Raw genomic sequence first — 12,686 nt, 5'->3', positions numbered from 1 at the left:
CCACCCGCTACGACAAACTCGCCGTCCGCTACCAGGCCACCATCGACATCGCCGCCATCAACATCTGGCTACGCCACATATGAAACACGCGCTAGCGCGACGAACCCGGCCGGCGCACCGACGAAGCCGCCCCCGACCGGAATCCGGTCGGGGGCGGCGGTCGTCCGGGGATCAGGCTTCCAAGTCGTCGCCGTAGCCGGGCATCCGGCCGGTGACGACGTAGACGGTCCGCTTGGCCACCGACACCGCGTGGTCGGCGAAGCGCTCGTAGAAGCGGCCCAGCAGCGTGGTGTCCACAGCGGAGGGCACGCCGTGCGGCCACTCCTTGTCCATGATCACCGTGAACAGGTGCCGGTGCAGGTCGTCCATCGCGTCGTCCGCGTCCTCCAGCGAACGCGCGCGCTCCACGTCCTGCGTGCGGATGATGTCGGTCGCCTCCCGCGCGAGCTCGACCGCGATGCGGCCCATCTCGGCGAAGTACGGCTCGACGGTGTCCGACAGCACGTGGTTGGGGTGCCTGCGGCGCGCGGCCTTGGCCACGTGCAGCGCCAGGTCGCCCATGCGCTCGACGCTCTCCGCGGCGTGGATCACCGCGAGCACGATGCGCAGGTCGGTCGCGACCGGTGCCTGGAGTGCGAGCAGTGCGTACGCCTGCTCTTCGATGCTGGCGCGGACGTCGTCGATCTTGACGTCGTCGCCGATCACCTGCTCGGCCAGGCCGAGGTCTGCCTGGAGCAGCGCGGACGTCGCGCGCTCCATGGCGTCACCGGCCATGCCGCACATGTCGGCGAGCCGGTCGGCGAGTTGTCCGAGCTGGTCGTGGTAGGCCTCACGCATGCCAGCCAGCGTACGTGCAGGTCGTCGCCTTGGCGACATACCCCGGTTAACCGAGCGTGAACCCGAAACGTCCAGATGGTCGTGCTACGGCGCGCACGGGTCCTTGCCCGCGTTCACCACGTCCAGGTCGGGCGGCGGGGTGGTCTTGCCGGGCTCGGCAGAGCCGTTCACCTGCGGCGCGACGATCTTCTCGTCCCACCCGGGACCGATGACGAGCGTCACCGCGCCGCCCTGGGACTCGTCGACCTCCAGCGTGGCACCGGGAATCGACGCCGCGAGCGTGAAAGCCGTGTCCTCGCCACCCGTGCCGTACTTGATGACGGTCTGCGTCGCGGGCTCGCCGTTGCCGCTGTTGACCACCTCGTAACCCAGTTCCGCCAACGAGTTCTTGGTCCGGGACGCCGCGCGGGGGTTGGCCTCGTCGCCGTTGAACACCTGGACCTTGAGGCCCTTGGGGTCGATCACCTTGCCCTGCCTGGGACCGGCGGCCTTCGCGGTGGTGGGCTGACCCTGGTCGACGGGATTGGCCGGCGGTGCCTCGTCCGGGAGCGGGGTGCCGTCGATGACCGCCTGGAACAACGCCTTCGTGGCGTTCATGTCCAGCATCTCCACGTTGTCGTCGACCGACGGCGAGGGGCCGTCGTCGGTGTAGTGCGGCACCGTGACGAAGGTGACCCGGCCGGCTTCGATGCCCTGCAACGACTGCGCGAGGGTCAGCATGTCCTTCACGCCGATGTTCTGGCCCACGGTGGACGCCGCGAACGCGTTCAGGAAGCCGTTGAGCTTGCCCGGGTTCAGCAGCATCTCGGTGGACAACGCCGTGCGCAGCAACGAGGACAGGAACTTCTGCTGCCGGGTGATCCGGTCGTAGTCGCCGAACTCCTCGTTCTTGACCTTCCGGGCCCGCACGTAGTCGAGCGCCTTCTGGCCGTCGATCTCGTACTGGCCGGGCTTGTCGAAGATCATGCCCAGCTCGCCGTCGTCCATCACCTTCGGCACGCAGACCTTGATCTTGCCGACCGAGTCCACCATCCCCTTGAACCCGTTGAAGTCCACGGAGATGAAGTGGTTGATGGTCAGCCCGGTCATCTCGGTCATCAAGTTGGACACGCACCGAGGCCCGCCGTCCGCGTAGGCCTGGTTGGCCTTCGCGCCCTGCTGCACGGGCAGGGTCTTGCCGGTGTACTCGGCGGTCTGCGGGTTCCACTCCTCGCACTCGGGCCGGGTGATCTCCAGGTCGCGCGGCACGGACACCACGACGACCCGCTTCCGGTCGGCCGGGATGTGGGCCAGCATCAGGACGTCGGAGCGCGCGCCCGGCTCGGCGTCGGAGTCGCCGACCCCGTCCTCGGCCTTCGCGCCGGCCCGGCTGTCCGACCCGACGATGAGGAAGTTCTCGTCCCCCAACTGCTTCTCGGCCTCGTGCACCGCGGCGGAGTTGGTGTTGAGGGCGTCGATCTCGGTGATCTTGCTGTCCACGTAGAGCATCGCGCCCCAGCCCAGGCCCGTCGCGACGAACACCAGCACGGCGGCGGTCAGCGACAGCACCTTGACGACGCGGACGATCTTGCTGTGCTGCGCGGTGCGGACCGGCCGGCGCGGGGCGTCGGGGTCGTCGTCACCCTCCACCGAGGACGTGTAGACGGTCGCTTCCTCGTCGTGCTCGACCTTCCACGGCATGAGCTTCTGCCGGCGCTCCTTGCGCTGGCGCTCGTGCTCGGCGAGCTCGTCGTGCACCGCGGAGAAGCGGGCGAGCGTGTGGTCGACCTCGCGACGTTTCTTGACGTCGTCGCTGATGGCCTCCATCTCGGTGGTGAGACTGGCCGGGTCGATCTGGTCGCGGCGCTCGGGGCCGGCGGGGACCGCCAACCGCCCGGAGACGTCCCCACCACCGGGCGCGCCGTCGGGCGCACCCTCGGCGAGCCGTCGCGGTCCGCTGCCGTCAGGTCCGCCTTCGGCGAGCCGACGGGGTCCGCTGCCGTCAGGTCCGCCTTCGGCGAGTCGACGAGGGCCGGTGCCCTCCGGTGCCCCTTCGGCCAGGCGACGGGGCCCGCCGTCCGGACCACCCTCGGCGGGGCGGCCCTCGGCGGGGCGGCGCGGCGCGTTGGGGCCGCCTTCAGGAGCGAGCCGGCGCGGACCGGGGCCGTCCGGAGGCCCGTCGACGGGACGCCGTGGTGCACCGGGTCCGCCGTCGGCCAGTCGTCGAGGTCCGGAGCCGTCCGGTCCGCCCTCGGGCCGTCGAGGCGCGTGGGGCGCACCCTCGGCGAGCCGTCGCGGCCCGCCGTCAGGTCCACCGTCCGCAGGCCGCCGCTGAGCAGGCCCACCTTCGGCCAGCCGGCGAGGTCCACTTCCGTCCGGTCCGCCTTCGGCCAGGCGGCGGGGCCCACTTCCGTCCGGTCCACCCTCAGCAAGCCGGCGGGGCCCACTTCCGTCAGGTCCACCTTCGACAAGCCTGCGGGGCCCGCTGCCGTCCGGCCCACCCTCGGCAAGCCGGCGAGGGCCGGTGCCACCGTCGGCGGGGCGACGACCGCCCTCGGGTCCGGCGACCCGTCGCGGTCCGCTGCCGTCCGGTCCACCGGCCGGCCGTGCGTCCGGAGCCGGCCCAGCGGGTGCAAGACCGCCTGGTCCAGGGCCACCAGGCCCCGGACCGTGGGACCCGGGACCGTTGGGTGCGGGAGGGCCGGTGATCGGCGGGTTCGGCAGGGGCCGGCGACCGGTGGCCTCCGGTCGGCGCGGCTCGTCGGCCGGGTACCGGCGGCCGGGGACTCCGTCAGGGCGAGGCCGTCGACCAGTGGCCTCCGGCCGGGCACCATCTCCCGGCCCCGGGCCCGGCCTGCGAGCGTCGTGCGGTCCGGGCCCGCCGCGCCGGGCACCGTCCTCAGGGGACGGTGCGGCACGGCGACCGGTGTTCTCGGGTGACGGCGCAAACCCGTCCGGCTGCCCGCGCCGCCCACTGTCCTCACGCGCCGGAGCACGCGGAACGTCGTCGGCAGCCGGCGCGAGACGCTCGGGCCTGGCCCGTCGCCCGGTGTCCTCGGGAGCGGGCCTGGCCCGTCGTCCGGTGTCTTCAGGCGTGGGCGCGGCTCGCCGTCCGGTGTCCTCAGGCGACACTGCGGGACGCGCACGCCGCCCGGTGTCCTCAGGTGCCGGCCGGGCGCGCCGACCGGTGTCCTCGGGCGTTGGTCGGGCTCGCCGTCCGGAGTCCTCGGCCGGCGGCGGGGCCACCGGTGGCACGGCCGGGGGCGGCGCGGTCGGCCGCGCGCGGCGGCCGGTGCCCTCGGGTGCGGATCTCGCGCGGCGGCCGGTGTCCTCCGGGGACGCCTGGCGCGCGCGGCGACCCGCTCCTCGCGGAGCCTCGTTCGACGGTGAGAAGTAGTCCGGGGTGTGGCGGCCGTCCTCGGGGGACGGTCCACGGGTGTCCTCGGGCTCCGGGGCGGCCCGGCGGCCGGTCGGCGGCGGGTCCGACGGCTCGGGTTCGTGGTCCTCCGGCGGCACGGGGCGCGGGATGTTCGTGCGGCTGTGCTGCTCCAGCAACTCGGAAACGCTCAGACCGCCGCCGCCCTCCAGCGACCGTCGCCTGCGCCCGGTCGGCTGGTCGTCCTGCGGAGGCTCGTCACCTCGGGGTCCGGGGCCGCCACGGCGGGGCTCGTCGGGCACCCGGTCTCCCTTCAACCTCGGTCAGTAGCGGGTCGTCATCACGAGTTGACGACATCAAGGACACATTGGTTGCACCAACGGCGTGTCACTTGCCTTGGCGATAGTACGGATGACAGCCAGTCCTGACGAACACTCCTGGTGATACAGGGGTGCTACATACTCGATAGTGCGCAGCGCGCTACCCCCGAACGGGCGAGCAACCGTTACACCTTAGTAACCGGCAACCCGCGGTTCGGCGATTCCACGTCGTCCGGCGGCAGCGCCCGCGAGACGCACCCGACCGCTCTCCCGATAGGCAACGGCATTCCGTCCTGACTGCTTGGCGGTGTAGAGCAGGCTGTCCGCCCGGAGCAGTTGCTGTTCGGGTGCGACCGGAGGACGCGTCGGCGAGTCCCCCGCCGGAGGCTCGTAAGCCAACCCGATGCTGACGGTCACCCGCAAACCGGGGGCCAGGGAAGCCCAGGCGTGACGCTCGACACGCAATCGGGCCGACTCGGCGATCTCCACGCCCGCCCCGGCGTCCACACCGGGCAGCACCAACACGAACTCCTCGCCGCCGTAGCGGGCGCAGAACGCGCCCTCGGGCAGTTCTTCCTGCAACAACTCGACCACGCGTTGCAACACCCGATCACCCAGGAGATGCCCGAACGTGTCATTGACCTGCTTGAACCAGTCCAGGTCGATCAGCGCGATGGCCAGGCTCCAGGGGGTCGTGCCGTGCTCGGTCACCATGCCGAGCAGGCGTTGGTCCAGGTACCGGCGGTTGTAGCTGTCGGTCAGGCTGTCCCGGAGGCTCTGCTCGCGGGCCTCCGCGTGCTCGCGGCGCAGCCGGTCGACCTCCCGGCGGAGCTGCTCGGGCACCTGCGGCTGTTCGTCCTGGTCGGCGTAGACCAGGTCGAACGCCGACCGCAGGTGCTGGTACGCCTGCCGCCACTGGCCGCGAGAGGCGAGCAGCGCGGCGATCGACTCGTGCAGTTGCACCAGACCGGTGCCCTCCGACGCGGGTCGGGGCCGTTCAGGGCCCCCGCTGCCGTCGAAGTCGGCGACCTCCGGTCGCAGTGCGGTCATCGCGCTCACCTCCCTCCTTGCCCAAGGTGTCGTCTTGTAAGAGGCGGCGCTTGAGCCGGCAGGACACGTCAAAGGAGGATTTCCCTCGTCTGGTTGACCGTGCACTGCTCCGAACTGGTGACGTTCGGTGATCAACAAGCCGGAGCGTGCTCCACGCGGTGCCCTCAGCGGGCGGTTCGCGCACCCGTCAGTTCGCACAAGGCGCGAAGCCGTAGGTCTTCCCGTTGAGGAGGATGAGGTGCTGCGAGCCGATCTGGCTGCCGATCTCGACGCCGTCCCGCACGACGGTCAGCGTCACCGCGACGACCACCACCACGCCGCGCGGGTGCTCGTCGTCGCCGGGCGGCGTCCAGTCCGGGTCCAGCCGCAGCGTCGACATGGTCGGCTGCACCCGGATCGTGCCGTCGGGCAGCTTGCAGTCGTCGTCGCGGAAGTCCGGGTGCTGGGTGTCGGCGAGCAGTTCGCGCTGCTGCGCGATCCCCTGCGCGCCCGCCTCGTTGAGCGCGGTGAAGTAGCTGGTCACGAGGGTGCGCTCGACGTCGGTGATCTGGAGCGCCTTGGCCGTGCCGGTCACCGCGGACCCGCACCCGGCCAGCGCGAGGACGCACAGCACCGCCGTCACGACACGCGTCACCGGCTCAGCCGCCCGAGTGCATGTCTTCGGCGGACGGCGTCATCGCGTCCTCGGGGTCGTCCAGCCAGCCCTCGGGCAGCACGACCTTCGCGGGCGACCCCTGCCGGCCGCGCGGCCCCTCGGCGTCCTGCGGGAACTCCGCGTCGGGGTCGAGCCCGCCGAGCAGGTCGTCCAGCTCGGTGAGCGTCGACACCATGGCGAGGGCGCGCCGCAGCTCCGCGCCGACCGGGAACCCCTTCAGGTACCAGGCCATGTGCTTGCGCAGGTCCCGCAGCCCCTTTTCCTCGCCGACGTGCGCCGCGAGCAGCCGCCCGTGCCGCCCGAGGATGTCCGCGACCTTGCCCAGCGACGGTCCGGCCGGGACCGGCTCGCCCCGGAACGCGGCCTGGAGCTCGCCGAACAGCCACGGCCGGCCCAGGCACCCGCGCCCGACGACCACGCCGTCGCACCCGGTCCGGGCGACCATGTCGAGCGCGTCGCGGGCGCTGAAGATGTCACCGTTGCCGAGCACCGGGACGGTCGCCACGGCTTCCTTGAGCCGCGCGATCGCGGTCCAGTCGGCCTGGCCCGAGTACCGCTGGGCGGCCGTGCGGGCGTGCAGCGCGACGGCCCGCGCCCCCTCGTCCTCGGCGATCCGCCCGGCGTCCAGGTAGGTGAGGTTGCCGTCGTCGATCCCGGTCCGGAACTTCACCGTCACCGGCACCCCGGCGGGCTCGGCGGCGCGCACGGCGGCCCGCACGATCTGCCGGAACAACTGCCTCTTGTACGGCAGCGCCGCCCCGCCACCCTTGCGGGTGACCTTGGGGACGGGGCAGCCGAAGTTCATGTCGATGTGGTCGGCGCGGTCCTCGCCGACGATCAGCTTCGTCGCCTCGCTCATCGAGGTGGGGTCGACGCCGTAGAGCTGGAGCGAGCGCGGGTGCTCGTGCTCGCCGAACGTGATCATCTCCATGGTCTTGGAATCGCGTTCGACGATCGCGCGCGCGGTGATCATCTCGCACACGTAGAGCGACGTCGGGCTGCCGAACTCACGGCACAACTGCCGGAACGCCACGTTCGTGATGCCCGCCATGGGCGCGAGCACGACGGCGGGATCGACCGCGTAGGGGCCGATCTTCAACGTGGGGGCAGCCGAAGGCACGTCCACCAGCGTAGCCCGCCCGAGTCGCCCGTTACCCGATCGAGCCGTAGCCACCTCCGGGCCGTCGCCCCCCGTACCCAGGCACATCGGGCCCGGTGTGGTCGTGCACACGGTGGCGTCGCGGGGCGGCATCACGGGGCTGCGTCATAGGACGGACAGCCCTCAACCGGGTCAGCGCTGGGCGTCCGGGTGGTCGACCGGTCGGACGCGGGCAGCCCCTGAACGAGCTATCGCCTTCGAGCTCCATGTGGTGCCAGGATGGACCGGTCCGAGGTCGTCTGCTCCTGACTCGGTGGCCGATCCCGGAGATCGGCTGGCCGTGGAGGCGCAGGCGTTCTTTCTTCCACAGGGTGGAGGAGGACGTGCCGGGCCGAGTGCCGGGCGTGTCCCTCTTCGCTTTCGAAGGAGAGCGCTCCATGCACACGTCTGTCCACTTACTCCTCAGCGCACCCGCCTCGATCGCGACGGCGGCCGTCGTCCTGCGGTACGGGCCTGCTGCGGTGGTGTTCCTGGTCGCCGGGATCGCGGCCGTGCTGGTACCCGGCCCACGGGGGGATCGCGCCCTGACCGTCCTGCGGTTGTTGTGCGCGACGGCCACGCGCCGTGCTCGCACGGAGAACACCCGCTGACCTCGCACCCGTCCTAGGCGATCACCGGTGGCAACCGGTCGGTCGGTGCCCGGAGGAACGCTGACAGCGAGCCACCAGCGCCGACCGACCGGACACCACCGCCGACGTGGCCGCTCTAAGACTTGGGCTCCGACCCGCCCGGCACGGCACCCTCCATGCTGCCCAAGCTCCCGGATGACGGTCTCGTCGATCACGCACGTGGGCGTCCCGAAGGTGGCGGTGATCCACGCAAACCGCCGATCCGACACACCGGTCCCAACCGAGACGCAACCCGAACCGCCGTCGACGGTGCCGATCCCGTCAACATCATGCAGCCAGAACACCGCAGCTCAGTCCACCCGCGTCCACCTCCGGGTACCCGACATCCGGCGTGCCGTCGCCCCTGACCCCGCTGTGGCGCGCACCACGTAGGTCACCACCGTCGAACCATCCGCCCGTCTTCCACTAACCTGGGCAGCGGGCCGCTAGCTCAACTGGCAGAGCAGCGGACTTTTAATCCGCGGGTTCAGGGTTCGAGCCCCTGGCGGCCCACCAAAGCCCCAGGTCAACAGCCTGGGGCTTTCGCGTCCCAAGATCACTTCCCCGGTTTATCCCCGTTTTTCGCGGCGTCTCCGCTGATCACGGTGTCCAGCGCGTCCGCACCAGCGCGGCCAGGCGAGCGCCGCCCCATGTAGACGTCCTGCGTCATCGACGGCCGGGAGTGGCCGAGGATGTCCGCGATCTGGCGGGCGGTCAGGCCCGCCTGGTCGAGCAGCGTGGCGACCGTGCGCCGGAAGGTCCGGAACGTCACCCACTCGTAGCCCGCGCGCTTCAGGAACGGCTTCCACGCACGGTTGCGGACGGCCGTCCATCAACCTGCCGTCATGTGTCATGTACTCCGTGGCCGTCACGCCGAGGTCCCACTCCGGGTGGCGCCACGAGAATGCCTCGAAGTCGATCAACGTCGGTGCGGAGCCCGTGAACATGAGGTTCTGCACGGGGGCGTCACCGTGCACGGGACCGACCGGCAGCTCATAGTCCAAGCCGCTGATCTCCGAGCCGAGCCGATCGCAGAGTTCCAGCAGGAAGTCCTTGTCGCCGGCGTCGATCGGGGCCGACTCGATGCGCGGCTCGACCCGTGCCAGCAGCTCCTGTTGCGGAAGCTCGAACGACCCAGGCCGGGGGAGTGCGTGCAGCCGCCGCAGCAGCGTCCCCAACGTCCCCACGTCCTCCGGCTGGCCGTTCCTGCCGTCGATGAACGCCCAGAACGTCATCGGGTAGCCGCCGTCAACCAGGAGCGGTTGTGAAACGTCGATCGTGTGAGCGCTTGGGAAGTCGTTGCGGCCCAACCACTTCGCGACGTTCACTTCCTTGACCGCGTCATCCCAATGCGTGTCGTTCCGCGCGATTCGGACGACCGTCCCGGTGCCGTTCAGACGGAAGATGGCGTTCTCGCCCAAGCGGAGGAGCTGGGGGTCGGCAACCTCCAAGTTCGCCGCCGCGCAGGCACGAACCAGCGCGTCACGTGCCTCCTGCTCATCGAACCCTGCCGCCAAGGCCCCGGACGGACCTCTCGTCTTGGTCGTCGTTCTCGATCATTTACGCACGAAGGCTCACCTGTTGAGTCCAGGTTCGCCGTGGAAGGCCCGGACAGCCACACGACACGGGCGCTCACGCTCTCGTCATCGAAGTAGCGCAAGACGTCCTCGGGGCTGGTGGTCTGCACGCGGAAGGTCCCGTCGCGGGAGATGGCCTCCGTGTACCCGTCGAAGGCCATGCCATAGGCGGCGACGTGCGCATCATGGCGTTCGCCGTACTCCAGGCCGACCGCGAACAGGCGCGGCGCGTCGTCCTCCGCGAGGCCCCGGAGGAAGGCCGCGAACCCCTGTTCGTCCCACAACGGGCTCGTGGTGTGGCTACTCATGCTCCGGCCTTCTCCAGGTTGTTCAAGAGTTCGGCGAACTCACGTGCCACGAGCAACTTGCCCTCGGTCTCCCAGGGCGAAACCAGCCAGGTCGCGGTGGTCTCTCCGGCGGCGGTCGGGGGGAGTGGGACCAACGAGCCGTCACTGAATCGGCGGATCTCGTCCTGGCCGAAACCGGCCGGGAACGGTGGCCGGACGACGAACAGCGCAATGGGCATTCCTGGCATGACCAATACGGGCGTCGGTCTGGTGGTGAACCACCGATGGGCCATGATCTGCTCTGTCCAGTCGGCGCTCACGGAGACGACGCCGAATGCCGGCCCAGTCACGCCAAGGATCGCGGGACTGAAGTTCCCTCCGGCGTTCCACCACTCATGAACCAGGGTCACGTCAGTGGTCGCTTCCTCCCGTGGCCGCAATGGCACATCGTCCACCGGTTCGCCGCTCACCGGGTGGACAAACGCACCGTCATGCCATACGGCAGATGGCAGCACAGGCCATCCGAGTTTGGCATAGCTGATAGCAGCCTGTGCGACTGTAGGCAGGGTGTCATCCGTAAGCGTGTTGTCTGTCATTTCCTTACCTCGCTTCAGAACTCTGGGATCTCTGGTTTCGGGGTACGCGGCTGCACCATCGAGAACTCGACGGGAAACTCCAGTCCGGCCGCCTTGCGCAGCAACGCGGTGCCCAGCTCGACCAGTTCGTTCCCGAGTTGGGTCTCCACATCGAGCAGGCCAGCCGTGTAGCTGGTTGTGGCCAGGGGGTTAGCCTCATCGAGACGTCGGACGACATAGCGGCCCAGCCGATGGTTGACGCTCGTCAGCCAAGCGTTGAACAGCAACTCATCCCTGGTCATCGAGTTCGCTCCGCCTTCTGGTTCGGTACGACCATGAAAAGGTCCTCGAACCGCAGTGGGTCCAGCGCGACCAGCGCACCACCGATGAACGCAGGTCCGGGCTGAAGTTCGGAGTCGATGACACGACTCAGCGTCGACCGGTTGATGCCCATCTTCTTGGCCAGCGCGTAGTCCGAGTTCAGGCCGGCCAGCCGGGCGGACCGGATCAGCTTGGCCACATCGAGCCTTACGGTGAACGACATGTCTTGGCCGTCCTGCTACTTCGTGCGCCCGTACAGCATGAACAGGACTCGCCCCAGCCCCGCCAAGGCAAGCACACACGCGACCAGTCCCCACTGGTCGAACCACCACGGATCAGATGTCATGTTCGTTCACATCCTCGCCTTGCGGACGACGAGCGGCTAAAATTCCTCATTCCGCGCCACTCAATCCGGCTCGATAGCACGTGAAAAGGGCAGATATGTCGCAATAACTACGCACTTTTGTCGCCAAGCTATGCTTGACCTGTGGGAACGTGATCCACAGCACACCGCAAGCCGGGCCAGGAGGTCACCCGATGGCAGTACGGCGTACTGGACTGGCCAAGGTCCGGAAAGCGGCTGGCTACACCCAAGAGTCGTTCGCCGAAGCTGCCCACGTGGATCGGGCGACGATCGCGCGATGGGAAGCCGGTGAGCGCTCGCCGCGACCCTATAAGCGGCCGATGCTGGCCAGGCTGCTCAAGATCGACATGGCCAAGCTGGACGAACTGCTGACCGTCGCGGACGTCGAACCAGCGCCCTCACCAACGAAGACGAGCGGCGTGCTGTTGCCGGTTGTCGTAGGCGGCCAGCGTGTGGTCATCCCGCTAGCCGCCAAGACAGTGGCGAACAGCGAACTCGGCACACTCCTCGACGGCCAACGCCCCGAGGACGACGACCCGATCACTCAGACGGGCTCCCTGTCAGAGGTCGTGAGCACCGTGAACCGCCGGTCTCTTCTCGCTCGTGGGATTGCGATCGCCGCGTTGCCCAACCTTGGTCTGGACGAGCTGCAACGGGTAGCGAGCGCGATGGAAGACCCACGCCGGTACTTGGACGGGCCGGTGATCGACTACTTCCGTCGCCAACTGGTCCTGTGCAAGACCGATGACGGAAGCTTGGGACCGGCCGCAGTGCTGCCCGTGGTGCTGGGCATCCTCGGGGCGATCGAGACTCACGCCCGCGAGGTCACGCCAGACGTGCGCCGGTCGCTACTTCTGGTCGGCGCAGACGCCGCCGAGTTCGCTGGCTGGCTGTACCGCGACTCGCACGACGCCGCGACTGCGGGCTTCTGGCACGACCGGGCGATTGAGTGGGCGCAGGAAGCCGGTGACATGCCGATGCAGGGTTATGTGCTGCTGAAGAAGTCCCAGATGGCTTACGAGGAGCGCGACGGGCTACGCGTCCTCACGTTGGCACAAGCTGCCCAGTACGGTCCGTGGCAGCTACCGCCGAAGGTGCGCGCCGAGGTGACGCAGCAGGAGGCGCGCGGCCTGGCGATGCTTGGCGAGCCGTTCAGCGCGGTGCAACAGAAGCTAGATGACGCGCGCCGCCTGGCGGACGTGGCCGACACTGGTGACGAGCGACATGCCCACCTTGGGATGTACTACAACGAGGGCGCGCACATGCTCCGGGTAGCAAGTTGCTATGTCGAAGCAGGCAAGCCCGCTCAGGCCGCTGCCCTGTTTGCGGATGTCTTGGACACCCAGGCCCTGTCACGGCGCGACGAAGGCTATTTCCGCGCGCGACGTGCAAGCGCTCTGGCACTCAGCGGCGAACCGGACGACGCCGCTCAGGAAGGTCTGACGGCCATGAGGTTGGTCGCCGAGCTGGGTTCCATTCGCACCAAGCGCGAACTCGCCCGAGTCCTCGAAACCCTGACCCCGTGGGCGAACCGGTCAGGCCCGCGGGCTCTGCGTGAAGCCGTGAGGTCCTGACCAA

General features: G+C 69.5%; 11 protein-coding genes, 1 tRNA gene and 1 pseudogene. 3 read left to right on the top strand and 10 right to left on the bottom strand.

Annotated elements, in window-relative coordinates; translation table 11 throughout:
- Positions 1-171: 171 nt before the first annotated feature.
- From phoU to dusB, 5 genes are all read right to left on the bottom strand, one after another.
- Complete coding sequence (gene phoU / locus AB0G01_RS08685) at positions 172-837, bottom strand: phosphate signaling complex protein PhoU (protein WP_360941186.1); 666 nt, start codon at positions 835-837, stop codon at positions 172-174.
- Positions 838-921: 84 nt separating this feature from the next.
- A complete protein-coding gene (locus AB0G01_RS08680; protein WP_360941183.1) occupies positions 922-2,706 on the bottom strand; it encodes an LCP family protein in 1,785 nt (594 codons plus the stop codon).
- Positions 2,707-4,704: 1,998 nt separating this feature from the next.
- Positions 4,705-5,562, bottom strand: a complete 858-nt coding sequence (locus tag AB0G01_RS08675) for a GGDEF domain-containing protein (protein ID WP_360941180.1) — start codon at positions 5,560-5,562, stop codon at positions 4,705-4,707.
- A 187-nt stretch (positions 5,563-5,749) separates the two neighbouring features.
- Positions 5,750-6,196: a hypothetical protein gene (locus tag AB0G01_RS08670; protein ID WP_360941177.1), complete on the bottom strand. Its 447-nt coding sequence runs from the start codon at positions 6,194-6,196 to the stop codon at positions 5,750-5,752.
- 4 nt (positions 6,197-6,200) lie between these two features.
- Positions 6,201-7,346: a tRNA dihydrouridine synthase DusB gene (dusB, locus tag AB0G01_RS08665; protein WP_360941306.1), complete on the bottom strand. Its 1,146-nt coding sequence runs from the start codon at positions 7,344-7,346 to the stop codon at positions 6,201-6,203.
- Positions 7,347-7,753: 407 nt separating this feature from the next.
- On the opposite strand from dusB, the gene AB0G01_RS08660 reads away from it, so the two are divergent.
- Positions 7,754-7,966 (top strand): hypothetical protein, encoded by a 213-nt coding sequence (locus AB0G01_RS08660; protein ID WP_360941174.1) that lies wholly within the window; start codon positions 7,754-7,756, stop codon positions 7,964-7,966.
- A 458-nt stretch (positions 7,967-8,424) separates the two neighbouring features.
- A tRNA-Lys gene (locus tag AB0G01_RS08655) sits at positions 8,425-8,500 on the top strand.
- 40 nt (positions 8,501-8,540) lie between these two features.
- On the opposite strand, the gene AB0G01_RS08650 is transcribed toward AB0G01_RS08655, so the two are convergent.
- The 5 genes and pseudogenes from AB0G01_RS08650 to AB0G01_RS08630 all read right to left on the bottom strand — a co-directional run bounded on the left by AB0G01_RS08650 (position 8,541) and on the right by AB0G01_RS08630 (position 10,943).
- On the bottom strand, positions 8,541-8,756 hold the full coding sequence (locus AB0G01_RS08650; RefSeq protein WP_360941171.1) for a hypothetical protein: 216 nt from the start codon (positions 8,754-8,756) through the stop codon (positions 8,541-8,543).
- A 130-nt stretch (positions 8,757-8,886) separates the two neighbouring features.
- A pseudogene (locus AB0G01_RS08645) lies at positions 8,887-9,405 on the bottom strand (phosphotransferase); the annotation flags it as partial.
- A gap of 460 nt (positions 9,406-9,865) precedes the next feature.
- A complete protein-coding gene (locus AB0G01_RS08640; protein ID WP_360941168.1) occupies positions 9,866-10,444 on the bottom strand; it encodes a bifunctional DNA primase/polymerase in 579 nt (192 codons plus the stop codon).
- 14 nt (positions 10,445-10,458) lie between these two features.
- The gene (locus AB0G01_RS08635) at positions 10,459-10,725 is read right to left on the bottom strand and encodes a hypothetical protein (protein ID WP_360941165.1); all 267 of its coding nucleotides are present in this window, start codon (positions 10,723-10,725) and stop codon (positions 10,459-10,461) included.
- Complete coding sequence (locus AB0G01_RS08630) at positions 10,722-10,943, bottom strand: transcriptional regulator (RefSeq protein WP_360941162.1); 222 nt, start codon at positions 10,941-10,943, stop codon at positions 10,722-10,724. The genes AB0G01_RS08635 and AB0G01_RS08630 overlap by 4 nt, the downstream gene beginning before the upstream one ends.
- 338 nt (positions 10,944-11,281) lie before the next feature.
- Between AB0G01_RS08630 and AB0G01_RS08625 the strand changes: the two genes are divergently transcribed.
- A complete protein-coding gene (locus tag AB0G01_RS08625) occupies positions 11,282-12,682 on the top strand; it encodes a helix-turn-helix transcriptional regulator (protein WP_360941159.1) in 1,401 nt (466 codons plus the stop codon).
- The last annotated feature ends 4 nt before the right edge of the window (positions 12,683-12,686 follow it).

The organism is Actinosynnema sp. NPDC023587, from assembly GCF_040640215.1.
Classification (GTDB): domain Bacteria; phylum Actinomycetota; class Actinomycetes; order Mycobacteriales; family Pseudonocardiaceae; genus Actinosynnema.
This window is presented reverse-complemented; position numbering and strand designations above follow the sequence as displayed.

Bases quoted from the DNA above. Each gene is read 5' to 3' on its own strand.
- AB0G01_RS08660 (WP_360941174.1), top strand. From the start codon at position 7,754: ATGCACACGTCTGTCCACTTACTCCTCAGCGCACCCGCCTCGATCGCG.
- AB0G01_RS08635 (WP_360941165.1), bottom strand. From the start codon at position 10,725: ATGACCAGGGATGAGTTGCTGTTCAACGCTTGGCTGACGAGCGTCAAC.
- phoU (WP_360941186.1), bottom strand. From the start codon at position 837: ATGCGTGAGGCCTACCACGACCAGCTCGGACAACTCGCCGACCGGCTC.
- AB0G01_RS08675 (WP_360941180.1), bottom strand. From the start codon at position 5,562: ATGACCGCACTGCGACCGGAGGTCGCCGACTTCGACGGCAGCGGGGGC.
- AB0G01_RS08625 (WP_360941159.1), top strand. From the start codon at position 11,282: ATGGCAGTACGGCGTACTGGACTGGCCAAGGTCCGGAAAGCGGCTGGC.
- AB0G01_RS08640 (WP_360941168.1), bottom strand. From the start codon at position 10,444: ATGACAGACAACACGCTTACGGATGACACCCTGCCTACAGTCGCACAG.